The following is a 24,471-nucleotide window of genomic DNA, read 5'->3' as shown; positions in this document are numbered from 1 at the left end:
TTTGGCTTTTTGATTATCTATTATGAGTATAATGCCCTGGATTTGGTACAGCACCAATTGTACTTACCCAACGATTTGTAAAATTAAAGAATCCAGCAATAAATGAAGCTTCCAAAATTTCATGGTCGCTAAAGCCAGCTAAACGTAACAGGTCTACTTGTTGTCGAGTTGTCTCTTGAGGATAAGTAGTAACATAATATGCATAATCGCATAGTGCGCGTTGTTTCTTTGTTAATATTGCAGATCGATAGTTATAAGTGAGTTGATCAACCCAATTAGCATCTCCTGTTAAACCCCGTAATGCATCACTGTGTGTTGTTAAACAATAAGCGCAGCTATTAGTAGAGGATACAACCAAGCCCATCATTTCCTTATCTAAATTACTCAAATAGCATGTGTTTTCATCAAACATAGTATTTTTGAAATCTAAAAAACCTTTATATTGCAGTGGGTTTAATGGAAGTATTTTGAATAAATTATTGATAAAGCCCCAATTCTCTTGTTGAAAATCTACATGTTTGTCAAACTCTATTTGCAATTCAACTGGAATATTCTTTTCATCAGGTTTTTGTAAATATGAGAGTTGTTCTGTATATTTTGACATCATAATAACACTCCTTTTATTTGTTGGAAAAATCAATTAATTCATATTCATAACATTACAACTTTTTTGACTGAAATAAAAGACCTAAACAATTTAATAATATTCATAAAAATGTATAATCGAAAGTTTTATTGTTTAAGACTTATACTTTCTGGCAAAAAAGTATTTGTGATATAAGTTATAATCAAACCAAGAAAGTAGATATTTGGCATTATATGCATTAACATTCTATTAAATTAGAAAATATTAGAAGGAAATTTTTAAAACTATTGTAATAGACTTTTAATCTATCTATGAACTAAAAAAATGATAAAATAATAATAGAGATATTTTGAGGACTATGCTAGAATTCGACAGCTATTTTTTCAGTAGCTTCCAGCTTCCTTAATTTGAATAAAAGGGGGAAGAGAATATGAGTTTTAAGAAAAGGCAAATTATAGGTTTTGGTTTAATATTGCTTTTTTTAATTGTTTTATTATCAATAATGGTATTTACTTTAAATAAATTAAAAGCAAATATGACTGAAATTGTAGAGGATCGCTATTATAAAGTGCAAACTGTGATGGATATCCGTCAGTTATTTTCACGGTCTGACAGAGAAATTTTATATGCAGCAATCGATGCTGATAATAAGGATATTAAGACAAGTTTACAAACGATTAATGACAATCATGCTTCTATTTCAGAAAATATTATTAAATTGTCTACTAGTGCAAATCAAACACAGTCACAACAACTATTAAAAAAATTAGATAAGCAATATACATCCTATACCGATACAGAGTCTAAAATCATTCAACTGATTAAGGCAAACGGTTCGAGTGCAGATTTAAATGAATTGATGGAAGAACAAAGAACTAAGAGATTAGAAGTGTTATCTACACTTGATGATTTTAAGGAATATCAAGAGGGTATTATGAATGATACTTTGAAAAGTTCTCAACAAACGTACAATGATATGATTAAATTTACTATATTTGCTGTATTTTTTAGTATTTTAATAATTTCTACTATACTTAGTTGGATGATTAGAAGCACATCCAAGGAACTTCAATCTATTACAAAAGTAATTCAAAAGATAAATTTTAAAAATTTATCTTCTATTCCAAGAATCACGATTCAGACGAAAGATGAAATTGGAGAAATTGCCAGTTCTTTCAACGAAATGGCCGGATCATTAGAAGAGTATAATCAGAAAGAAAAAGATTTCACTCAAAAAATTAGTGAACAGAACTGGATGCAAACGGGTCTTGCAGAAATTGCAACGATGTATCAACGTATAGTGGACATAGAAGAGTTAGGTAAACGATTAATTACAAGACTAGCACCTATGGTCGGCGCATCCTTTGGTGTATTTTATATCCGCCGTGGTCAAGGAGAAGATACACGTTTTGTTAAAACTGCTTCCTTCGCTGGTGAAGGCAATGATGCTGGTAGAAGCGAGTTTCAAATTGGTGAAGGTTTAATTGGACAATGTGCTATAGGAAAAAAATCACAGATTATCACTGATATACCGGATAATTATCAATTTATTACAACTGGATTAGGTAATGTGAATCCTAAAAGTATTATTATAACGCCAGTCATTTTTGAAGATGAAGTCGTAGGTATATTGGAAATGGCAAGTCTAGAACCATTCACTAACCTACAGCAAAACTTCTTACAACGTGTTTTAGAGACACTAGGTATTACTATCAATAGTGTGCAAGGTCGAATGGAAATTGAGCGATTATTAAAAGAATCACAAGCTCAAACAGAGGAGCTTCAAGCACAGTCAGAAGAATTACAATCGCAGTCAGAAGAGTTACAAGCACAATCAGAAGAATTGCAATCTCAAGCAGAAGAATTGCGAATGATTAATGAACAGTTATCTGAGAGAACTCACGATGCTGAAGAAAAATCACGGGAACTTGAAGAAGCAAAAATCAACCTAGAGGAACATGCTGAAGAACTAAGAAAAAGTTCAAAATACAAATCAGAATTCATGGCTAATATGTCGCATGAGTTAAGAACGCCATTAAATAGTATTTTAATTTTATCTGAGATGTTAGAAACCCCAGATGAAAATGGCTTGGCTGAAGAACAACAAGAGTTTGCTAGAATCATTCACTCATCAGGACAAGACCTATTGAAGTTAATCAATGATATATTAGATTTATCAAAAGTTGAAGTAGGAAAATTAAAAGTCCAATTTGATGAAATGAATATGAGTGAAGTTCCAGAATTATTACATCAGAATTTTGATCATGTAGCACTCAAAAAGGGTTTGAATTTTACTGTAGAAAAGGATGGAAATGTACCAAATATATTCTTTACTGACCAACAACGTTTTCAACAGATTTTGAAAAACTTATTATCCAATGCCTTTAAATTTACGCATGAAGGTGCTATTTCAGTTCAAATTAAAAATGCTGAAAAAGAAAATATTACGAAGTTGGCACATACCGAAATTACGGACGAATGGGTTGAAATTAGTGTAAAAGATACTGGAATAGGTATTACTAATGAAAAACAAAAAATAATTTTTGAAGCATTTCAACAAGGTGATGGAGCAACCGAGAGAAAATATGGCGGGACTGGCTTAGGCTTATCTATCAGTCAGGAATTCGCTAAATTACTTGGAGGATGGGTTTTTGTCGATAGTGAAGAAGGCAAAGGAAGTGTCTTTACTTTATTATTACCAAACCTACCTAGTGGTATTGACGTACCTTATGATGAAGAAGTGGATTCATCAGTGTTAACTGTAGCAACAAATGATAATGTTATTACAGAAAAAATAGAACCAGATCAAATAAATCCGGAAAAACAGCAACTAACACAAGCGAACAAGAATATGTTATCAAATAAGACGGTACTTATTGTGGATGATGATCACCGAAATATTTTTGCACTAAGAAATGCTTTAGAATCTCAAGGGATGGAGATTATTTCAGCTGAAAATGGATTTGAATGTTTAGAAATTCTTAAAGAAAATAATTCTGTAGATGCTGTATTAATGGATATAATGATGCCTGTTATGGATGGTTATGAAACGATGCGCAATATTCGTAGCCAAGAAATTTATCAAGAGCTTCCAATCATCGCTCTTACTGCAAAAGCGATGAAAGGCGATAGGGAAAAATGCTTAAAAGCCGGCGCATCAGATTACATCAGTAAGCCATTAAAAATTGATCAGTTATTATCAGTTCTTCGTGTATGGTTGGCTAAGTAATTAATCGAGCAGGCTAGAAGGGGATTATTGTGAAAGACTTATTAACTAATGAAGAAAAAGAGAATATTGAAATTGATTTGTTACTTCAAGCTGTTTATAGTGTTTCGGGCTTTGACTTTCAAAAGTATATGCGTTCTTCGATTAAAAGAAGAATTATTAATCGAATGAGACAAGAGAAGATGGAGAAAATTAGCTCTTTGATAGAAAAAGTTTTATATGAAAAAGGGTTTGTCGAAAAGTTAATAGATGACTTTTCCATACATGTTACGGAAATGTTTCGTGATCCAGAATTTTTCAAGGCTTTCCGATTAAAAGTTGTGCCACTGCTTAAAGAATTTCCTACAATACGTATATGGCATGCAGGTTGTTCAACTGGTGAAGAAGTTTTTTCCATGGCCATATTACTAAAAGAGGAAGGGCTTTATGATCAGACGAAAATATATGCAACAGACATAAATGAAAAAGTACTATTACAAGCTAAAGAAGGTATTTTACCATTAAATCAGATGCAATCATATACCAAAAATTATTTGGCTGCAGGTGGTAAACAAGAGTTTTCAGAGTATTATTCGACTGATTATCAAAATGCCTACTTAGATGCAGCTTTATTGAAAAATATTGTATTCTTTCAACATAATTTGGTGACAGACGGCTCATTTAATGAGTTTCATGTTATTATTTGCCGTAACGTCATGATTTATTTTACAGGTGAATTACAAAATAGTGTAAATCAGTTGTTCTATGATAGCCTTTGTCACGATGGTATTATCGGTATAGGTAGTAAAGAAACATTACGTTCATCTGTTTTCTCCGAAAAATATAAGGAGATTGCAAGTCAAGAGAATATTTATCGAAAAATATAACAACTCAGGGTCGCATAAGCGGCCCTTGTTTGTTTAGAAAATGTTTAGCGGAGCCGTATAAAAGGTAATGGATAGTATAATTAAAACAACTGATTATAAGTACACAAAAATAGAAGCTCCCCCAAACAATAGCAAGATTTAGATTAATATATATCATGAATTTTTAAGTACTTATTGGCGGAGTAGGATTCATAAGCTAAAGGGGACTAAAAGTATGACGATTTTAATCGTAGATGATAACCAAATAAACCTTTTCTTAGTTGAAAATATACTAAAACGCGCAGGGTATAACGATTTCCATTCACTTTCATCAGCCCATGAAATGTTTGACTATTTAGGGGCTGGTCAAGAATATCCAAAAGAAACCAATGTAGACATTATACTTCTTGATATTATGATGCCGGAAATGGATGGTATTGAAGCATGCCGACGCTTGCAGAATATTCCTCATTTGAAGGACATCCCTGTGATTTTTGTGACGGCATTGGAAGACTCGAATAAGGTAGCTGAGGCACTTGATGTAGGTGGAATAGATTACATAATGAAGCCCATCAATAAAATAGATTTACTTGCTAGAATTCGAGTAGGTCTACGTTTAAAGTATGAAAAAGATTGGCATAAAGAACAAGATAAAAAGCTCAGAGACGAACTAGATTTATCGATGCAAGTACAAAGTAGTTTATTAAGTGAGCCCATCATCAATGAACAACTAATGATAAAGGCTTCATATTTTCCCGCAAACAAACTAGCAGGTGATATGTATTATTGGCAACGCATAGATGAAAATCGATACGGGGTAATTATTTTAGATATGATGGGACACGGTATCTCAGCTTCTCTAGTATGTATGTATATTTCTTCTGTATTGCGAGATGCCATTCGGAAGAATACTGATCCAGAAGCAATTATCGTTGAGTTAAACAGGTGGATGAACATACTAAATAAAAAAGAAAATCCTGTACATTATTATTTTACTGCCATTTATATGATTATTGACACGAATAAAAAAACAGTAGAGTACGTTAACGCAGGACACCCACCTGGTTTTGCCTATGTTGATGATGCAAAAGTCGTATCCCTTTCGAAAGGATCTTGTCCAGTTGGTTTTTTTAATGAAATGAAAATAAGTAAAGACATTGTTCATTACAATGAGAGAATTCAGCTTCTGATTTTTACGGATGGTGTGATGGAATCTCTTGATAATGAAGAGACTGACGGGTTGGATGCAATAAAAGAAGCCATTTCGGAGCGCTGGGTAGATTGTGAAGTAATAGAACCTATTGATATCGTAATGCCTCAAGCATTACAACATGACCAACCTGATGATATGTGTGTTGTTTTAGTTCAGGCAGGTTGTCCTTTATGTTAAATTGGTTGTAGAAAAAATTGATATTTATTACTTTACTAAGTAAAACTAGATTTGTATAACGCTGATTTTATGGATGCACAATATATAAGATCTATTTGTTTATTTGTTGATAAGAAAATAGAGACCCCCGTAAAGTGGACTAAAAGGGTTCACTTTACGGGGGTATTTTTTATCTTCAGAGTGGGTCTTGGGATTTATATATTTACCAAAGCTTATATCCCTTAGACCCCAACGGAGCATTTGTAATAATATCAAAGATTGGGAAGGTGTATGCGATTAATACTAGTGCAACAAGAATCACAATCCAAAGTTTGAAGTTTTCTAAAATTGCAGGTGTTTTTTCTGCGTTAGGAGCAACCTCTGCTATCGGGAATTCTTCTTGACCTTTTGGTGCGAACCAGCAAAGCTTCACAAAAATATAAAGGAATAACAGAATACCGATGAATAGAAGAGTGCCACCAACAGCTTGTGCAATTTGATAAGAAACCCATGTGCTAGCAATTTCAGCACCGCCATAATCAGAGAATGCAGAACGTCGTGGTGCGCCAAGTAAACCAGCTACGTGCATTGCACTTGACATGATACCCATACCAATTACCCAAACGATTGCTTGAATAATACCTAACTTATTCATTTCTTTAGTTAATGTACGACCCGTTAAGTGAGGTACTAACCAATAACAAGCACCAAAGAAGGTTAATACGACGGCTGTAGCAACTGTTAAATGGAAGTGACCTGTTACCCAAATTGTATTGTGGATTAACTGGTTCATCTGGTAAGAAGCATTAACGATACCACCTGCTCCACCTGGGATGAATACTAACATACCTAGGAAAGGTACAAAGAATCGCGCATCTCCCCAAGGTAATTGTTTTAACCAACCGAATACGCCTTTACCGCCTAAAGATCTACCACGAATTTCAAATGTAGCGAATAGAGAAAAAGCAGTTAATAGAGAAGGGATGACAACCATCATAGTTAAAATAACCTGTAAGAATTTCCATGATCCGTCAACACCAGGTTCCGTTAATTGGTGATGAAGACCTACAGGAACTGAGAACAATACGAACATAATAAATGACAATCGAGATAATGCATCAGAGAAGATTTTACCACCAATTACTTTAGGAACTACTACATACCAAATCATATAGGCTGGTAATAACCAGAAGTAAACGAGTGCGTGACCAAATGACCAGAATAGAGTGCGAGATAAGAGAATATCAACACGTTCTACTAAACCTAATGACCATGGAAGTAGTTGGAATAGTACTTCTGAAGCTACACCAATTGTTGCCACGAACCACATTAGATTATTACAAACGACCATAAATGATAGTAAAGGAGAAGTTTGACCTTTATTTTCTTTTCTCCATTGCATCCATCGTAGTGCTTGGCCCAAACCACCAATCCAAGAACCAACAACTACTAATGTTAAGCCTAAATAGAAAATCCAGTGAGCTTGCAACGGAGCATAGAACGTATAAAGAACGGATGCCTCATTTAATAACACCATAGCGGATGCCATTGCAGTACCAGCAGTCATAGTCCAGAAGCCAATCCAGCAAAGTAGACGTTGTTTTGCTGATAATGCACCTGAAGTACGACTAACTGCAGCAATTTGGAATCCATAAATGAAGAATGTCGTTAATATTAAGCCCAATAAAACACCGTGGACAGTTAGAACTTGGTAATAACCAATGCCCCATGGCAATTTAAATTCGCCAGAACGAACAAGTACTTGTAAAAGACCCGCAGTTCCACCTAATAAAAGGGCAATCATAGCTACATAAATATGAGCCATCGCTACTTTAGAATCTTTACGATCTACTTGCATTAAATCATTAACTTTATTGGAAACCTTCCCAACAATGTTTTGTTTATTTCCATCTACTTTAGATTTATTAGCTAATGCTTGACTCATTTTGGTTCCACCACCTTAAGCATAGAATGCATTTGAGCATGACCTACACCACAATACTCATTACAAACGATTAAATATTCGCCAACTTTATCAACTGTTGTTACATATTCTGAAATGTATCCAGGTTCTAACATCATATTAATATTTGTACCAGCAACCTCGAAACCATGAACAACATCTTTTGAAGTTGCGATGAATTTAACTTTAGCACCTACAGGTACTTCTAAAGTGGGAGGATCATAGTAAAATGCCGAAGCAACTACAACGGCTTCATAATCCCAGTCTTTTCCTTCCACTTTATGGACACCAGGTTTATTGAATGGAGTGATTTCATCCACTTTTTCGTAGTTAATCGTATTTTTAGCACTTGGTGGGTGGCTACCGTTATGAAAGGCCATGATACCAGTAATTAATAAGAATACTATAAGTGAGCCAACACCGAATGCAAGCCAATACTTTTCGTATTTATGAAGATGCATAATTTACCCTTCCTTCTTTCAGTTTAAAAGCGATCAAGAAATAGTCCAAAACAAAGACCCCAAACTACAACTATAAAGACCCCTAATGCCATAACTAAGTAAAAAGTTCCTTTTAAGTCGCCGTCGGAATGATTTTTGTTAGCCATATTGAACCCTCCCTTATTAATTGAGTAAATCTTTAATTCCGTGTGTTCATCATATAAAAATAAGCTTTAGTGGGATGTGATAAATATCACACTAAAGCACATGAAATGTGAATGAAGTGTGAAAAGACATAAAATTTTGTAGAAATTTTGAAGGGAAAATGGGTATGCTAATATATTGGGGCAAAAAAAAAGCGTCTAGCTCAATACATTGAACAAGACACTCAAATACTATTCATTTGTATCTATAGTTAATAAGATGATTAGTTTACCAGTGTTATCAATTGTTACAGGTAGTTTAAAAGCATGTTGGAAACCGTATAATTTTGTATGCCCGACCATTACAGTTGGGGGTGTAATATCTAAATCCAATTCTTTTTCTGCAGCAAAGGTACATAGGTTTCCAGCAATCATATTACCGAATTCACCTGTAAAGGATTCTAACATGGCTCCTTCTAATGTCATGCCATACATACCTGCACCGATTGCACTAAACGTATCAGGTGTTGAATCAATAATGATCCGCCCTTTCAAATCGCCAACCATGCCAATTAGCACACCGATTTCATTTTGTTCATAAGGGTCTGATGTAATAGTTGGAGGTGATACTTGAATATCATATGGAATAACTGACTTTAGTGCGTTTATAGTACCGTTCAAGACGGCTTGTATTTGAATAGAAGTACTCATTTAAACACTCCCGATACGTGACTTTATTTCTATAATAACATGCGAGTTTAAAAAATTGAATTAATACTTGACGAAGAGGATGATTTTCATTATCATTAAGGTAGATGAGAATGATTTTCATATTCATTACATATACTTAACGATCAAATAAAAGGGAGCGGTCAAAGTGATTTTTGCATTTATTGGAGCTACAGTATTAATCTACGGTGCAGTTAGTAAATATGTGTTCACTCAAACAACCGCACATTTAAAATAACGACAAAATCCTCCTGAAATTGGGAGGATTTTTTTGTTTGTCGTTTTCCTTCTACATGTTAGAATGAGTTTATTACATATAAAAGGAGTTAAAGCCTTTCATGACAGTATTTGATCAGCAACTTCAACAATTATTAAAGCAAACAGCAATGCAATATTTGATTTACAAAGATAACGCAGATGAGGAGCGTTTGCAAAAAACGACTCTTTTTGCCAATAAACTATTAAATAAGGAATATATGATTGGCTTTGCTGGCCATTTCTCTGCAGGGAAATCGAGCATGATTAACGCATTAACTGGTGATCAGCTATTACCCTCTAGTCCAATACCTACGAGTGCAAACGTTGTTAAAGTACATAAATCTGAAAGCGATTACGCAATTGCCTATTTAACAGGACAAGATCCAGTGAAATTCACTGGTGATTATGATATTAAAACAGTCAAGGCCTTCGCTAAAAACGGAGCGCTCGTATCGCAAATTGAAATCGGTCATTCAAAATCAGTGCTACCTGATGGCGTAACAGTAATGGATACTCCAGGAGTAGACTCGACGGATGATGCTCATCGCATGTCAACTGAATCAGCACTTCATTTAGCGGATATTGTATTTTACGTCATGGATTATAATCATGTTCAATCTGAGTTGAATTTTCAATTTACAAAACAATTAATGAAATTTAATCCAAATGTTTATCTAATCGTCAATCAAATTGATAAACATAAAGATAATGAACTTGATTTTACTGAATTTGAGCAGTCTGTTCATACTTCATTTGCAAATTGGGGAGTTGTTCCAAAAGGTATCTTCTTTACTTCTCTACGTGAACTAGAGCATCCACATAATGATTTCCAAACAGTCAAGGAAATTGTCATGAGTAGCATGGATGGGTGGCAAGATCAGTTAGTTGAGACAGCTAAAAAAACTTTACAACAATTGAATAAAGAGCATGAAGAATATTTAAAAGCGACAAAACAAGAAATTTTCGATACAAATGAAGAAATTCTACCATTTTCAGATTGGGAAAATCGCCAAGAGTTAAAAGATCAATACTCCAATATCCAGCGTCAATTAGAGCTTTACTCTGTTGAAAAATGGAAAAAATCCTTTGAACAACAACGTGAAGAGTTACTAAATAATGCTGGTATTATGCCTTATGAGCTACGTGATAAGCTAAAACTTTACTTAGAAAGTATGCAAGAAGACTTTAAGGTAGGGATGTTCTTCTCCGCAAAGAAAACTGCTGCTGAAAAAGAATTACGTAAAGAAGAGCTTTACAAACTTTATCAGTCGATTATTACATCACAAATATCAGGTCATATGCTGTCATTGATGAAAAATTCATTGAAGGATGTTGGTGCACTAACTGATGATGTATCTCTTGAAATTGATACAATTGAATTCAAGGTACCTTTTGAGACAATTCAAGATCAAGTGAAAAAAGATGCTTTGGCGACTGGTGATGGGTTGTTGAATTTTGCTAACCGTGTATCAGAAGCAACAAAGCGTTGGTTTATTAGAACAACTGATGAATGGAAAGACGACAAGGCATCTTTTGTAGAGCAATTATCTTTTGGCTCTGTTGAACCGTTGAAGAAAAAACAAGAAGTACTTTCTGAAAAAGTATCAGTTATTAAAGAAATCGAGCATGTTGAAGAACAGGAGCAGTTTTATGCGAAAAAAGCAGCAGCAGCTACAACAGTATTAAATAAGGATGCAGATAATTATGTTGCAATGTGGACAAAAGAGCATGCAGAAGCCTTTGAGCAAATACGATTATTCGACCCTACGATGTTACAACAAGAGGAAGATATTCTAATAGAAGAAAAACCTACCGAAAATGCTGAAGATGTGGAGACTATACAAACTGCTATCGCAGTCAAGCAAGCATTACATACAGCTAATGCTGTGGCGAATGTACAAGGATTTAAAGAGGTATCAACTTATCTCAAAAATAAAGTAGAACGTCTTCAGAAAAAGGATTTCACAATTGCGTTGTTTGGAGCATTTAGTGCTGGTAAATCATCATTTTCTAATGCGCTAATGGGTCAACAAGTTTTACCTGTTTCACCAAATCCAACGACAGCAGCAATTAACAAAATTCGACCTGTCTCACCAGAACATCCTCATGAAACGGCTGATGTTCGATTAAAAACAACTGACCAATTACAAGATGACATCATCTCGTCTTATGAGGCGATTGGTATGCATGTGACAACTTTAGAAGAAGCATTCAATAAAGCTGCTGAAGGATTGCAAATGGAATTAGTAGATGAGAGATTACATGTCCATAAGTCTTTCATCCGTGCCTTCGCACAAGGATATGAAGAATTTAAAGAGCAGTTAGGAACGACTTTACGCACAAATCGAGAGGATTTCGAAAAATTTGTCGCCGAAGAAAAACGTAGTTGTTTTGTCGATTCCATTGATTTCTATTTTGATTGTGAATTAACAAGAATGGGTGTCACATTAGTAGATACCCCGGGAGCAGACTCTATTAACGCCCGTCATACAGGTGTTGCATTTGATTACATTAGAAATGCTGATGCGATTCTATTTATTACTTATTATAATCATGCATTCGCTCGAGCAGATCGTGAATTCTTGATTCAATTAGGTCGTGTAAAAGATGCCTTTGAGCTTGATAAGATGTTCTTCATCGTAAATGCTATTGATCTTGCATCAAATAAGGAAGAAGAGGGAGAAGTTAAAACCTATGTACAGCAAGAATTGCAACGCTTCGGTATTCGAAAACCTCGATTATTTGGTGTCTCTAGTTTACTCGCATTAAAAGAAAAAGTAGAAAAAAGTAATTTCGAATCAGGAATGCAGCCGTTTGAAGATGCATTCCACCATTTCCTATCTGAAGAGTTGAGCTCTTTAGCAGTTCAAGCTTTAGTAGAAGAAACGGATAAAACCCAAAACCGTCTCGCTTCACTTATTAAGCAAACTGAGGACAATATGCTACGTAAAGATGAACGCCTAGTGGAACTGACGAAACTTGAGCAATTTATTCATACTCGTTTTGAAAAATCAGGTGCAGCCGTTATTAAAAAAGATGTTGAGCAGGAATTATCAGAGCTAATGTACTATGTTTTACAGCGAGTTTACTATCGTTTTGCAGATTTTTATAATGAAGCGTATAATCCAGCAACATTTGCAGGTAAATCATCAACAACGGCATTACAATTAGCATTAAAAGAATTATTACAAAGCTTAAGTTTTGATTTAGAACAAGAAATGCGTGTTACAAACTTCCGTATTGCGAAGTTTATCCATAAAAAGATGACTGAGCGTTATATTGAAGATGTAAGAAAATTAAAAGATGTAAATGATAGTTTCTCATTCACGCCATTTGAAACAGAAGAGCCAGCAATACTAGAATTTGTAGGGCCATTTGAACAAACTGCACCGTATGAATCTGTTAAATCTCATTTTAAAAATAATAAAGCATTTTTTGAAAAAGGCGATCGCTTAAAATTAAGAGAAGCATTAGAACAATTGACAAAACCAGACGCACAACAGTATTTGAACACGGAAGCAAAACGTTTAAACAATTGGTCTGAATCACTTATTAATACTGAAGCAGAAAGTTTACGTCATCATCTAAGTGCCCAAGCAACAGAGCAAATTGCAACAGAACGTGAGCTTTTACAAGAAGAAAGCAAGCTGGTTGAATGGAAAAAAATCTACTCATCTTTATTTGAAGGAGTTGTGAAGTAATGGTGAACGTATTTATTTCAATCAAAGATTTAGACGTGAATAATACTATCTGGATTGATGCGCGTTATAATCTGCAAAATGCAGAAGAAGGACGAAACCTTTATAATCAGGAACATTTTAAAGGAGCAGTATACTGGGATTTAGAAAAAGACCTTTCAGATATGACAAAAGATGAGGGACGTCATCCAATGCCCGACAAAGATCAATTACAGGCGTTGTTTGAAAGAAGTGGTTTACATTATGATACGGACAAAACAATTGCTGTCTACGATCAAGGTGCTTCACCCTTTGCAACACGTGCATGGTGGGTGCTTCAATATGGTGGTTTTAAAAATGCCAAAATAGTAAAAGAGGGCTACAGTGCCATAAAGGAAGCGGGTATTGCTGTTCAATCAGGAGAACAATCAGTGACAAAAACTGCTCTTAAACCAAGATGGCAAGACGATCTTTATGTAAATCGTACAGGTGTCAAAGAGATAGTTGATGGGAAAGTAAAAAAAGTGCTACTAGATGCGCGTGCTGAAGCGAGATATTTAGGGGAAATAGAGCCGCTAGATAAGGTGGCAGGTCATATTCCAGGAGCACGAAATTTTGATTGGGAGCAATTAAAGTCAGATGGAGTTTTAACAACAAATCAAAAATTGCGTGATGTTGTTCGACAAGATGAGCAAATAGTAGTTTATTGCGGTAGTGGTGTAACAGCATCACCATTATTCGCTATTTTAAAAGAAGAAGGATATTCAAATGTACAACTGTACACAGGTAGTTATAGTGATTGGATTACAGCGTATGCACCTGAAAAAGGATCTTCAAAGAAATAATTGATTCAATTGAAAGCAAAATAGAACTAAAAAAGCGAGCAAAGTTATGATTTTGCTCGCTTTTTTGCGCATTCATAACATAATTATCGCCATTTTCACATAAAATAGAGTCTGTCCAGAGTTTTTACTTTCCATTTATTTATATAAGAGTAGAATAGTAAAGGATATCTAACTAGAAAGAAGGAGATTAAATGGATGCAGCCTTTATAACAAAGATCTTATCCATTATTTTACTAGACATTGTATTAAGTGGAGATAATGCTGTAGTCATAGCGCTAGCATGTCGTAACTTACCAAAAAGACAACGGAAAAAAGCCATATTCATCGGTACTGCAGGAGCCATTATTTTACGCGTGTTACTTACATTCGTTGCAGTCTGGTTATTACAAATTCCATTAGTTAAATTAGTTGGTGGTTTATTATTATTCTATATTGCATTTGATTTATTAAAATCTGACGGTGAAGACCCTGATTTGAAAAGCAGTAGTTCACTATTTGCAGCTATCCGTACGATTATCATAGCTGACTTCGTTATGAGTTTAGATAATGTACTAGCAGTAGCTGGAGTTGCAGATGGACATATGGGCCTAGTTATACTTGGACTTGCTGTAAGTATTCCACTCATTGTATTTGGTAGTCAGTTAATCATTAAATTAATGGAAAAATTCCCGATTCTTATTTGGATAGGTGCTTTAATGATTGCTTATACAGCGGGGCATATGATTGTAGCAGACAAGTACGGAGAGCGATTTGTTGAACAAACATTCCCACAAATGGCTTATGTCATTCCTGCTGTTAGTATGATTCTATTGGTGGTATTGGGTGTTTGGGTAAAAAATCGACAAACAAAATATATTTCTAGATAAGCCTGTATAATAAAATAATTACATAGGCAATAGACGTGACTTTATAATTTTTATTATTAAGTCGCGTTTTTATTTGCAGAAATATCCTCTGGAAATTTCAATTTCTCTTCCCCTATATCCTCTCAAGTTCACAAGAATGCTCATTTATCCTCCGAAATAGACAGTGTCAAGTTTTGAAAGTGCCCTTTGCAACGACCAAAAGTTTGTGTTGACTAGATTATCTACAGTTTCATAGTTTTTTTGAAACGGCATTTAGGAACTCCTCCTTAAAAAAGCTAAAGAACAAGCTATGTAAATATCTATTTATGAGTAACCATCTTCAATTTTATATTCGACATATTATGTAATAATCCTGCAAATAAATTAGAATATTAGGATAAAAAAACTTCCGAAAGACAGTTTTTACTGCCAATCAGAAGTTGAATGGTGAAGAGATTATTTATCTATAACTGTTGCGTTTAGTTCCTCCGTTAGTACTTCTAATTGGTCGATTAAACCACCGATATAAGCAATGGTATTTAAAAGTGGTTCATCAGTCGTAATATCCACTCCGGCCATTTGAGCAAGCTCTACAGGCGTCTTCGTTCCACCAGCTTGTAATACTTTTAACCAGTCTTCAACAGCAGGTTGACCTTCATTTAAAATACGTTGAGATACCTGTGTAGAGATAGTTAATCCTGCACTATAAGTATATGGATATAAGCCCATATAATAGTGAGGTTGGCGCATCCAAGTTAGTTCTGCTCCTTCAGTGATTTCGACTGCATCACCCCAGAAATCTTCCAATACTTCACGTTTTAATCGATTTAATACATTTGCATTTACACTTTCACCTGCGTCAACTTTGTCATACACTTTACGTTGATATGCAGCTTCTAATAAATGTGTAACAAAATTATGGTAATAAGTACGTGAGATAATTGATGCAGTGACCCAACGTTTAAATCGAGTATCTTCTGCTGTTTTCAATAAGTAATTTGCCATCAACATCTCATTCATCGTAGAAGGAGCCTCGATAAAATAAGTTGACGGACGACTGTTGAATAATGATTGCTTCTTATGTGCATTGACAAAGTGTCCTGCATGGCCAAGTTCATGAGCTAAAACAAATACTTCGTTCATACGACTAGTCCAAGAGATTAAAATATAAGGATGGAAACCATAAGGACTTGAGCAAAATGCTCCTGTTGATTTCCCTTCATTTTGGGCAAAGTCAATCCAGCGTTCACTGTATGACTTCTCAACCATTTCCATATACTCATCACCCATAATTTGAAGAGCATTTTCAATATAATTCTTTGATTCTTCCACTGTAATCATAGGCTCAAATTCTGGATCTAATGGAATTTTCAAATCAGCAAACGTCATTTTTTCTAAACCATGAACTTTTTGTAACAGCTTTGCATAACGGCGCATATGAGGTGCTAATTCTGTAGTAATTAAATCAATTTGTCGGTTATATAATGTACGGTCGACCTCTTGATCAAATAGTAAGTAATCTGTTACAGATTCATATCCTCGCAAATCCGAAAGGGTTTTTTCAGTCGTGACATGCGTATTATACGTTTTGGCAGTTGTATGTTGATACTCGCGAAGTTTTTTTGAAAAAGCTTCAAAAGCTGCACGACGAATATTAACGTCAGATTCTAATTCCCAGTCTCCTTCAAATAAGCTGTAGTTTAATGGGAAAGATTCTCCATTCGCTGTAAAGTTGTCGAATTTCATATCAACAAGTTTTGTCGTGTTATATAGCTCATATGGGGCATCTAAAGAAGAGCTAAGTGCTGCTAATGTTTTTTCGACTTCAGGGTGTAACTGATATGCTTTTTTCTTGATTATCTGTTTGAGATAATTTTCAAATTGTGGAGCAATTGTAGCAGCTTCTTCTAAAATTTCAGTAGATAGCGCTGAAAGATCACTATGTACGAATGATAATTGACTACCGATTTTTGAAGCTATTGATCCAAACTTACTTGCACGCATCTGTGCATCATCATTCGTTTGATCTACTTCTAATGAAAGGCTAGCATAAGCACCAAAAGGAACGAATTGTTCATTTAGTTTCTCATAGTCTGTCAATACTTGTACGACAGATGAAGAATCAATAATATTACCAGTGTATTTTTGATTAAATAAAAGTGCGTCTTTTTCAATTTGAGCAATTCCAGCATTGTATGTCTCAATAGAATCAATAAGAGGTGATAAGTCCCAAGTTTGTTCAACAGGTATTAAATTACGTGGTGCAAAACTCTTTTTCATTATTAATCTCTCCTTTAAAATTACGAATCTCGAATTATCTTCATTATATTGAAAATATTTAGTAAAGTAAAATAATTCACTATAAATAGTTTATTCCCTGTAAAAAAAAGCTAGCCAATATATCGGCTAGCTTTGAGGACTGCTTATTTTGAAAGCATAATTTTTTCAAGTTGAAGTGGTTCAATATAGTCTGAACCTTTGTAAGCGCGCATATTTCCACCAGAAATTTCATCGATTAATAAAATTTCGCCAGTTTTAGCATCGCGACCAAATTCTAATTTTATATCATAAAGTTCCAAACCTTTTTTTGCTAGTTCCGCTTTAACGAAGTTTGAAATTTCTACAGTACGTTGTTTTAAAGTTTCATATTCTTCAAGAGAAAGAATTTGAAGTTCAGCTAATGCATCAGCCGAGATAGGTGGATCTAAACGATCATCATCTTTAATCGTAACTTCAACGAAAGACTCTAGTTTTTGTCCTTCTTCTACATAAGCGCCGTAGCGTCGTAAAAAGCTACCAACAGCACGGAATCGGCAAATAACTTCAAGTCCTTTACCAAAGACAGTTGCTGGCTTTACAGTCATTGTCGCATTTTCTATATCAGAAGAAATGAAATGAGTAGGGACTTCAATTGCATTTAACTTTTTATAAAAGAATGTAGTGAGACTTAAACCTGCACGACCTGCACCATCAATTGTTAAGCCAACAGTATTCGCACCCGGATCAAACACACCGTTTTCACCAGTTACATCATCTTTGAATTTTAATAATAGAGGACCATCCTCTAATTGATACACATCTTTAGTTTTCCCTTGATATTTAAGTTCCATACATTCAGCCTCCGTTTCATAGTTATTGTAAGTTATTTAGAGTATAAATGATAGTTTTTTTCATAATAAAGGGGAATCTATGTAAAAAAGACGAATATTTATCTAAAAAGCAGTAAACCCATTCGGATTTACTGCTTTGAAGATTAACTATAGGAAGTGTTAAAATTAAATAACACCTTGAGCAATCATTGCATCTGCTACTTTTAAGAAACCTGCGATATTCGCACCAATTAGTAAATTACCTTCATAACCATATTCTTTTGCAGCATCTACGCTGTTACTATAAATTGACTTCATAATATCATGTAATTTTTCGTCGACTTCTTCAAAAGTCCAGAATATACGCATGCTATTTTGAGCCATTTCAAGAGCTGAAACCGCAACACCGCCTGCATTTGCTGCTTTAGCAGGTGCAAAAAGAACTTTGTTTTCTAGATAAATTTGAATTGCTTTCAGAGTTGAAGGCATGTTCGCACCTTCACCGATTGCTTTTACTCCGTTTGTAACGAGTGTTTTAGCGGATTCTTCATCAATTTCATTTTGAGTAGCGCACGGTAGAGCAATGTCACATGGAATAGTCCAAATACCAGAACAACCTTCACTAAAAGTAGCCTCAGGATGACGTTCCACATATTCCTTAATGCGGCCTTGTTCAACTTCTTTAATTTGTTTAACAGTATCTAAGTTAATACCATTTGGATCAAAGATATAGCCGTTTGAGTCGCTACATGCTACAACTTTTGCACCTAGTTGTTGTGCTTTCTCAATAGCGTATACTGAAACATTACCAGAACCAGAAACTACAACTGTTGCATCTTGGAATGTAGTATCAATTTCTTTTAGCATTTCTTGAACGAAATAAACTGTACCATAGCCAGTTGCTTCTTTACGTGCTAAACTACCACCAAAGCGTGGCAATTTACCCGTAATAACACCTGCTTCATAAGCACCACGAATGCGGTTGTACTGACCAAAAAGGAAGCCGATTTCACGGGCTCCTACGCCGATATCACCAGCAGGTACATCAACATCTGGTCCAATATATTTGTGTAATTCTGTCATAAAAGCTTGACAGAAGCGCATGATTTCAGCATCTGATTTCCCTTTAGGGTCGAAGTCTGAACCACCTTTTGCACCCCCGATAGGTTGGCCAGTTAACGAGTTTTTGAAAATTTGTTCAAAACCTAGGAATTTAATAATACTTTCGTTTACCGATGGATGGAAACGAAGTCCGCCTTTGTAAGGTCCAATTGCACTGCTGTATTGTACACGATAACCACGGTTAACTTGTACCTTACCACTATCGTCTACCCATGAAACACGGAATTTTACTACACGTTCTGGTTCGATGATGCGTTCTAATAAACTTGCATCCATTAATTCAGGACGTTTAGCAAAAACAGGAGTTAATGAATAAATGATTTCTTTAACAGCTTGTAAAAACTCAGGCTCATGTGAGTGGTGTTTTTTCAAATTGTTAAACACATCATCGATATACTGTGTTGCAATTTGCTTTGATTCTGTTGTAATTGTGACCATTGTGAATACCCCCAGTAATATTTGACCTATTAGAACATAGTAGCGCTCTTTTTCCAATAATTCAATATTGTAATATTTATGAATATACAATTAAAATGAATATATATGCACGATAACGGTGTCAAAAGTAATGATTTTGAAATATCATACAAGTGTAAATGATAAGTAAATAAAATGTAAATGAGGTTATAAATATGACTGAAATTTTGATAGATGCAGATGGCTGTCCTGTTGTTGATTTAATAATAAAAATAGCTCAGGAATTCCAATTGAAAGTAACCATTTTTTGTGATACTGCCCATCAAATTGAGCGCGAAGGTGCGGATACGGTTATGGTTTCAAAAGGGAGCGATGCTGTTGATTTTGTACTAGTTAACCGCTTACAAAAGGGTGACATAGTAGTTACTCAAGATTATGGTTTGGCAGCTATGGTATTGGCTAAATCTGGTTATGCTATTGATCAAAACGGAAGAAATTACACATCGGATAATATAGAACAATTACTTTTTACAAGACATCTAGGTCAGAAAATAAGGCAAGCTGGTGGTAGAACGAAGGGGCCAAAAAAACGTTCAAAAGAGGCTAATTTTGAATTTGCCGAAGCTTTCCGCCGTTTATGCAAAGAAATTTTGACGAAATCGTGAACTTGGATGAAATAACTTTGATTTCAATTGATTTTAATAATTTGGTTAATGTTTTTCCACAATTAAAGAGGGTAAAACTCCTAAAGAAATACTTTGGTTAAACGAAAAATTCAGCCCATATTCTGAGTTGAGTAATACTAATAATGAAATAGGGCGAGAAGCTATTGATAACGCAGTAGAGAGACTGCTGCGTTTTGCTCGTTTTATAGAAAATGCTTTTCCTGAAACAACTAGTTCAAAGGGAATTATTGAATCGAAGATTGTAAAAATAGCTGAAATAAAGAGCCTTTTAAATAGTTATTACCAAGTAACTGATGAGAGGGAAACACTTATTAAAATGCGATAATACATTGCCTGTCTCAGGCTCGATTAAAGCGCGTCGTGGCATTTAGGAAGTTCTAAAACATGTAGAAAAATAGCATTAGAAGACGATTTACTGACGATAGTAGATTCATATGAATTCCTTGCTTCTAAAGAGGTACATACTCTGTTTTCAAAATATTCTATTTCCTTTGGATCAACGAACAATTTAGGGTTGAATTTGGAATAATGAGTGCAAAACTTGGCTTTCAAGTAACTGTACATATGTCTGCAGATACAAAAGACTGGAAAAAGAAGTTACGAAGAGAAAAAGGCGTAGAAGTTGTAGATTATGAATCGGATTATAGCTTAGCTATCACGAATGGCAAATACAATGCATATTATTTAGGCCACTAGTGTTAACATGGTGCCTGAAGAGTTAAGAAGAGATTATTTAAAAAAGTAAATTAAAATAGATAATTAAATAGAAAATAATACCAAAATATTTCTATTTATGGTAGTTTGAAGTGAGAAGATTTTAATAGACTAATTCTGCTGCGCAGGGGGAATCACATATGAAACTAGAAAATCTGTTAAGGAAGATAGAGTCTGTTCAACAAAAGATTCAATTTTCAGGTACCATTTTTACGAAGCAGGGAACTGATTCACTAGCTAGTATAAGTTTCGGCTACTCAAATCGAAGTGAAAAAATTGAAAATGAAGTAAATACAAAATACGGCATCGCCTCTGGTTGTAAAGTTTTCACAGCTATCGCCATTTGTCAGCTTATCGAAAAAGGAGAGCTCTCCTTTGATTCGAAATTACAAAATTGTTTACCATTTGAATTTCCGCATTTTGATGAAAATATTACAGTTCACCATTTGCTTACGCATACTTCTGGTATTCCGGATTATTTTGATGAAGAAGTAATGAATGATTTTGAAGAACTATGGATTAAGACACCTATGTACCATATAAGAAACTTACAAGATTTCTTACCATTGTTTAAAAATGAGGAAATGAAATATCCTGCAGGTGCAAAATTTCAATATAATAATTCGGGATATATTTTGCTTGGTTTAATTATCGAACAAATAACTGGTATGAGCTTTAGCGAATATGTTGAAACGAATATTTTCCAACGAGCAGGAATGCTTGACTCTGGATATTTTGAAATGGATGCTTTGCCTGCAAAAACAGCGATTGGATATATTGATTTTTCTGATGGTACATGGAAAACGAATATATACTCTCTACCTGTAAAGGGAGGGTCTGATGGCGGAGCTTATGTTACTGCAACAGATATGATGAAGCTATGGGAATCGTTAACAAACTATAAACTTTTGAGTGAAAGCATAACCAAACAAATGTTAACGCCTCATGCTCATGAAGTTGAAGGGCTATCATATGGTTACGGAATTTGGATTGAAAAAAACGATGAAGAAGTATCTAAGTATTTGTTAATGGGTTATGATCCAGGAGTTAATTTCCATGCTGCATTTTACCCTAAGCGAGATCTCAAAATTGTCGTCTGTGTAAATACTTCTAAAGGCGCGTATGATATGATTTCAGGGATTGAGGAAGTACTTGCTTTATCTAATTCTTAAATATTTTGTAATAGAAAAGCCGAAGTAGATTAATTTTTCTACTCGGCCAATTTTTTTGTATTGTGTATTTCTTTTAGTATAATATTATAGGTTAATCTGCCTTCGTTACTTCCTCAACAGTTTGTTCAACCTCTTGACGTGTCATTTTCTCATGACCGTTAAGCATAGCTTGTAATGTTTTATGTGCAAGTGCCAAAGGAATTTTACAGAACATTAAGATGCTACGTTTTTTAATGCTTTTATTATACAAATCACCTTTAGCCAAGTTTTCCTCAGCGTATTTGAATAGATCATCGCGTGTCCAACCATCTGGCATGAAGCTTACACCACGTTCATCGTCCTCTTCTTGGTTACGTAAAATGTTCACCGCTTGTAAACCACGTCCGTAACCGATTGCTAATTCACGGTCTGTTTCGATGCCAGCACCCCAGCGCCAAATATCAGATAGCATCGTCCCAACAAGACCTGCTACGTAGTATGTGTAGTCGTCTAAATCTTCTCTTGTTTTAACAACCCAATTTTTGTCTGCCCACTTAGCCATACCTTCAGCCATTTCACTTGTAGAAGCAGCGATTGTCTCGCGAATATCTTCAGGACATAGTGCCAGCCAATCACCAAGTCGGATTGTTACTTCAGGCAGTATATTTTCATATGGTTTAAGTAATAATAAGTAAGCTTCATTATCAAATGGTTTTAATAACATAGTACTTACTTGGCGTAAAAGATCGCTTTTAACGGCGATATCTAAATCCTCATGGTCTTCAATTTCATCAATAGCTCGCATGCATAAATATGCTGTTGCAACAGTTGTTTTCAATTCTTTTTGCAAAAATGTAATAGGAATAAAAAAAGTGCGACTTGTTGCTTTTAAAACGCTCATCGCTTCTTTATAGAGTGCTTTTTGTTCTGACATTTTGTCTTCCTCCGTTCAATCAAAAAATCTTCCATACTATCGTATATCAAATAGTGAAAAAGATACAACTAAATCCGTATAAACAAATAAATCTTATAGAAATAAAATAAATGTTTTGTGTTAAATATTTAAACGTGATAATATTTAGTTGTCTAATAAATTTAGTTTCACATAAATCCTTAGACATCTAAATATTTTCTATAAAAGGAGTTTTTATAATGGGTAGATTAGATAATAAAGTAACAATCATAACAGGTGGAGCATCAGGTATTGGAGCAAAAATGGTAGAATTATTTGCTCAAGAAGGCGCAATTGTTATTGCAGCTGATATTAACGATGCTGCAATCGCTGCAATCGACAACGGAAAAAACATTTTCGGAATGAAATTAAATGTTATGGATGATGCAAACTGGAAAGAGCTAGTTGAAAATATCGTTGAAAAATTTGGTAAAATTGATATCCTTGTTAATAACGCTGGAATTTCATCAGAAAAACCAATGGATGCTATTACAGTTGATGACTGGTCATTAATGCACAATATTAACGCATTCGGACCTTTCTTAGGTATGAAACACGTTTCTGCAGTAATGAAAGAAAATGGAAAGGGTTCAATCGTTAACATTTCTTCATTCACAGCTCAAATTGGCATGGGCTTAAATGCATACTCTGCTTCTAAAGGTTCTGTTCGTGCTATTTCTAAAGCTGCTGCAACTGCATTCGGTAAATTTGGCGTACGTGTAAACGCAGTATTCCCAGGAATTATCGAAACACCAATGACTGCTGTATTAAAAGATTCTGCTGCATACGTAGAATCTATGGTTAAAGCGACTCCACTTTCTCGTCTTGGACAACCAGCTGATATTGCAAACGCTGCAATCTTTTTAGCATCTGATGAAGCTTCATTTATTACTGGTTCTGAACTTGTAATCGATGGTGGATTCTCAGCACAATAATTTTGTATATGGAGTTGGATGCCATTGAAAAATAATCCTACCCTATTTGACCTTGTCCATGTACTTGATAAAGCAAATGAGAACATGATTTTAGCTTGGAAAAAGTTATTTAAAGTTAATATAGGGATATCACATATATTAGTATTGAGCTATTTAAAAGAACATGGTAAAAGTAAACCTTCGGATATTGCAAAATACCTTGAGTTTGCACCGCCTTCTTTAACACATTTAGCAGAAAAACTAATTCACAATCAATATTGTGTTCGATGTCAGGATTCATATGATAGAAGAATTTCTTATATTCAAATTACACCACTAGGGTTAGAAATCTTAGAGGAAGCTAGTTTGTTAGGTGCTGAAATGCGACAAGAATATTTCAAAATTCTTTCAGAAGATGAAATCCAAAAACTTTTCTCAATATATACAAAATTAACAAGTCAATAATTAATGTTATTGTGGTAAGAAGGGCGAACTTTGTT

Annotated in this window: 20 protein-coding genes; 11 read left to right on the top strand and 9 right to left on the bottom strand. The window is 34.6% G+C overall.

Going from position 1 to position 24,471, the window contains the following annotated elements; all coding sequences use genetic code 11:
- Positions 1 to 13 precede the first annotated feature (13 nt).
- Complete coding sequence (locus tag MHH98_RS15435) at positions 14 to 604, bottom strand: peroxidase-related enzyme (RefSeq protein ID WP_340713198.1); 591 nt, start codon at positions 602 to 604, stop codon at positions 14 to 16.
- A gap of 412 nt (positions 605 to 1,016) precedes the next feature.
- Here MHH98_RS15435 and MHH98_RS15430 point away from each other — a divergent pair, with 412 nt between their 5' ends.
- The 3 genes from MHH98_RS15430 to MHH98_RS15420 all read left to right on the top strand — a co-directional run bounded on the left by MHH98_RS15430 (position 1,017) and on the right by MHH98_RS15420 (position 6,047).
- Positions 1,017 to 3,815, top strand: a complete 2,799-nt coding sequence (locus tag MHH98_RS15430) for a response regulator (protein WP_038190523.1) — start codon at positions 1,017 to 1,019, stop codon at positions 3,813 to 3,815.
- Positions 3,816 to 3,841: 26 nt separating this feature from the next.
- Positions 3,842 to 4,678, top strand: a complete 837-nt coding sequence (locus tag MHH98_RS15425; protein WP_051448850.1) for a CheR family methyltransferase — start codon at positions 3,842 to 3,844, stop codon at positions 4,676 to 4,678.
- 214 nt (positions 4,679 to 4,892) lie between these two features.
- Positions 4,893 to 6,047 carry a fused response regulator/phosphatase gene (locus tag MHH98_RS15420; protein WP_340713196.1) on the top strand — a complete coding sequence of 385 codons (1,155 nt, stop codon included), beginning with the start codon at positions 4,893 to 4,895 and terminating at the stop codon, positions 6,045 to 6,047.
- 202 nt (positions 6,048 to 6,249) lie between these two features.
- On the opposite strand, the gene MHH98_RS15415 is transcribed toward MHH98_RS15420, so the two are convergent.
- From MHH98_RS15415 to MHH98_RS15400, 4 genes are all read right to left on the bottom strand, one after another.
- On the bottom strand, positions 6,250 to 7,884 hold the full coding sequence (locus tag MHH98_RS15415) for a b(o/a)3-type cytochrome-c oxidase subunit 1 (RefSeq protein ID WP_038191181.1): 1,635 nt from the start codon (positions 7,882 to 7,884) through the stop codon (positions 6,250 to 6,252).
- Between the two features lie 83 nt (positions 7,885 to 7,967).
- Positions 7,968 to 8,450 carry a cytochrome c oxidase subunit II gene (locus MHH98_RS15410; protein ID WP_038190516.1) on the bottom strand — a complete coding sequence of 161 codons (483 nt, stop codon included), beginning with the start codon at positions 8,448 to 8,450 and terminating at the stop codon, positions 7,968 to 7,970.
- A 23-nt stretch (positions 8,451 to 8,473) separates the two neighbouring features.
- The gene (locus MHH98_RS15405; protein WP_268746475.1) at positions 8,474 to 8,596 is read right to left on the bottom strand and encodes a hypothetical protein; all 123 of its coding nucleotides are present in this window, start codon (positions 8,594 to 8,596) and stop codon (positions 8,474 to 8,476) included.
- 228 nt (positions 8,597 to 8,824) lie between these two features.
- Entirely contained in the window at positions 8,825 to 9,283 is a 459-nt protein-coding gene (locus tag MHH98_RS15400; protein WP_038190515.1) for a chemotaxis protein CheX, read from the bottom strand.
- A gap of 356 nt (positions 9,284 to 9,639) precedes the next feature.
- Here MHH98_RS15400 and MHH98_RS15395 point away from each other — a divergent pair, with 356 nt between their 5' ends.
- From MHH98_RS15395 to MHH98_RS15385, 3 genes are all read left to right on the top strand, one after another.
- Complete coding sequence (locus tag MHH98_RS15395) at positions 9,640 to 13,260, top strand: dynamin family protein (protein WP_340713194.1); 3,621 nt, start codon at positions 9,640 to 9,642, stop codon at positions 13,258 to 13,260.
- Positions 13,260 to 14,081, top strand: a complete 822-nt coding sequence (locus tag MHH98_RS15390) for a sulfurtransferase (RefSeq protein WP_340713192.1) — start codon at positions 13,260 to 13,262, stop codon at positions 14,079 to 14,081. The genes MHH98_RS15395 and MHH98_RS15390 overlap by 1 nt, the downstream gene beginning before the upstream one ends.
- A gap of 191 nt (positions 14,082 to 14,272) precedes the next feature.
- Positions 14,273 to 14,947 (top strand): TerC family protein, encoded by a 675-nt coding sequence (locus MHH98_RS15385; protein WP_038190512.1) that lies wholly within the window; start codon positions 14,273 to 14,275, stop codon positions 14,945 to 14,947.
- Between the two features lie 435 nt (positions 14,948 to 15,382).
- On the opposite strand, the gene pepF is transcribed toward MHH98_RS15385, so the two are convergent.
- The 3 genes from pepF to gdhA all read right to left on the bottom strand — a co-directional run bounded on the left by pepF (position 15,383) and on the right by gdhA (position 19,575).
- Positions 15,383 to 17,206 carry an oligoendopeptidase F gene (gene pepF / locus MHH98_RS15380; RefSeq protein ID WP_038190509.1) on the bottom strand — a complete coding sequence of 608 codons (1,824 nt, stop codon included), beginning with the start codon at positions 17,204 to 17,206 and terminating at the stop codon, positions 15,383 to 15,385.
- Positions 17,207 to 17,349: 143 nt separating this feature from the next.
- A complete protein-coding gene (locus MHH98_RS15375) occupies positions 17,350 to 18,036 on the bottom strand; it encodes a phosphoribosylaminoimidazolesuccinocarboxamide synthase (RefSeq protein ID WP_340713190.1) in 687 nt (228 codons plus the stop codon).
- Positions 18,037 to 18,201: 165 nt separating this feature from the next.
- Entirely contained in the window at positions 18,202 to 19,575 is a 1,374-nt protein-coding gene (gdhA, locus tag MHH98_RS15370) for an NADP-specific glutamate dehydrogenase (RefSeq protein ID WP_038190501.1), read from the bottom strand.
- Positions 19,576 to 19,769: 194 nt separating this feature from the next.
- Here gdhA and MHH98_RS15365 point away from each other — a divergent pair, with 194 nt between their 5' ends.
- The 3 genes from MHH98_RS15365 to MHH98_RS15355 all read left to right on the top strand — a co-directional run bounded on the left by MHH98_RS15365 (position 19,770) and on the right by MHH98_RS15355 (position 22,126).
- Complete coding sequence (locus tag MHH98_RS15365; protein ID WP_038190498.1) at positions 19,770 to 20,219, top strand: YaiI/YqxD family protein; 450 nt, start codon at positions 19,770 to 19,772, stop codon at positions 20,217 to 20,219.
- A gap of 549 nt (positions 20,220 to 20,768) precedes the next feature.
- Positions 20,769 to 20,936 (top strand): hypothetical protein, encoded by a 168-nt coding sequence (locus MHH98_RS15360; RefSeq protein WP_155981208.1) that lies wholly within the window; start codon positions 20,769 to 20,771, stop codon positions 20,934 to 20,936.
- Between the two features lie 158 nt (positions 20,937 to 21,094).
- Entirely contained in the window at positions 21,095 to 22,126 is a 1,032-nt protein-coding gene (locus MHH98_RS15355; protein WP_340713188.1) for a serine hydrolase domain-containing protein, read from the top strand.
- A gap of 91 nt (positions 22,127 to 22,217) precedes the next feature.
- Here MHH98_RS15355 and MHH98_RS15350 read toward each other — a convergent pair whose 3' ends face one another.
- A complete protein-coding gene (locus MHH98_RS15350; protein WP_038190491.1) occupies positions 22,218 to 23,039 on the bottom strand; it encodes a squalene/phytoene synthase family protein in 822 nt (273 codons plus the stop codon).
- A gap of 218 nt (positions 23,040 to 23,257) precedes the next feature.
- Between MHH98_RS15350 and MHH98_RS15345 the strand changes: the two genes are divergently transcribed.
- Positions 23,258 to 23,992, top strand: a complete 735-nt coding sequence (locus MHH98_RS15345; RefSeq protein ID WP_038190490.1) for an SDR family NAD(P)-dependent oxidoreductase — start codon at positions 23,258 to 23,260, stop codon at positions 23,990 to 23,992.
- A 24-nt stretch (positions 23,993 to 24,016) separates the two neighbouring features.
- Complete coding sequence (locus MHH98_RS15340) at positions 24,017 to 24,436, top strand: MarR family winged helix-turn-helix transcriptional regulator (RefSeq protein ID WP_235175776.1); 420 nt, start codon at positions 24,017 to 24,019, stop codon at positions 24,434 to 24,436.
- Positions 24,437 to 24,471 lie beyond the last annotated feature (35 nt).

This window comes from Viridibacillus sp. FSL H8-0110 (genome assembly GCF_038003565.1).
Lineage (GTDB): Bacteria > Bacillota > Bacilli > Bacillales_A > Planococcaceae > Viridibacillus > Viridibacillus arenosi.
This window is presented reverse-complemented; position numbering and strand designations above follow the sequence as displayed.

Bases quoted from the DNA above. Each gene is read 5' to 3' on its own strand.
- MHH98_RS15385 (WP_038190512.1), top strand. From the start codon at position 14,273: ATGGATGCAGCCTTTATAACAAAGATCTTATCCATTATTTTACTAGAC.
- MHH98_RS15430 (WP_038190523.1), top strand. From the start codon at position 1,017: ATGAGTTTTAAGAAAAGGCAAATTATAGGTTTTGGTTTAATATTGCTT.
- MHH98_RS15435 (WP_340713198.1), bottom strand. From the start codon at position 604: ATGTCAAAATATACAGAACAACTCTCATATTTACAAAAACCTGATGAA.
- MHH98_RS15355 (WP_340713188.1), top strand. From the start codon at position 21,095: ATGAAACTAGAAAATCTGTTAAGGAAGATAGAGTCTGTTCAACAAAAG.
- MHH98_RS15395 (WP_340713194.1), top strand. From the start codon at position 9,640: ATGACAGTATTTGATCAGCAACTTCAACAATTATTAAAGCAAACAGCA.
- MHH98_RS15345 (WP_038190490.1), top strand. From the start codon at position 23,258: ATGGGTAGATTAGATAATAAAGTAACAATCATAACAGGTGGAGCATCA.
- pepF (WP_038190509.1), bottom strand. From the start codon at position 17,206: ATGAAAAAGAGTTTTGCACCACGTAATTTAATACCTGTTGAACAAACT.
- MHH98_RS15415 (WP_038191181.1), bottom strand. From the start codon at position 7,884: ATGCAAGTAGATCGTAAAGATTCTAAAGTAGCGATGGCTCATATTTAT.
- MHH98_RS15420 (WP_340713196.1), top strand. From the start codon at position 4,893: ATGACGATTTTAATCGTAGATGATAACCAAATAAACCTTTTCTTAGTT.
- MHH98_RS15390 (WP_340713192.1), top strand. From the start codon at position 13,260: ATGGTGAACGTATTTATTTCAATCAAAGATTTAGACGTGAATAATACT.
- MHH98_RS15410 (WP_038190516.1), bottom strand. From the start codon at position 8,450: ATGCATCTTCATAAATACGAAAAGTATTGGCTTGCATTCGGTGTTGGC.
- gdhA (WP_038190501.1), bottom strand. From the start codon at position 19,575: ATGGTCACAATTACAACAGAATCAAAGCAAATTGCAACACAGTATATC.
- MHH98_RS15350 (WP_038190491.1), bottom strand. From the start codon at position 23,039: ATGTCAGAACAAAAAGCACTCTATAAAGAAGCGATGAGCGTTTTAAAA.
- MHH98_RS15375 (WP_340713190.1), bottom strand. From the start codon at position 18,036: ATGGAACTTAAATATCAAGGGAAAACTAAAGATGTGTATCAATTAGAG.
- MHH98_RS15405 (WP_268746475.1), bottom strand. From the start codon at position 8,596: ATGGCTAACAAAAATCATTCCGACGGCGACTTAAAAGGAACTTTTTAC.
- MHH98_RS15360 (WP_155981208.1), top strand. From the start codon at position 20,769: ATGAGTGCAAAACTTGGCTTTCAAGTAACTGTACATATGTCTGCAGAT.
- MHH98_RS15400 (WP_038190515.1), bottom strand. From the start codon at position 9,283: ATGAGTACTTCTATTCAAATACAAGCCGTCTTGAACGGTACTATAAAC.
- MHH98_RS15365 (WP_038190498.1), top strand. From the start codon at position 19,770: ATGACTGAAATTTTGATAGATGCAGATGGCTGTCCTGTTGTTGATTTA.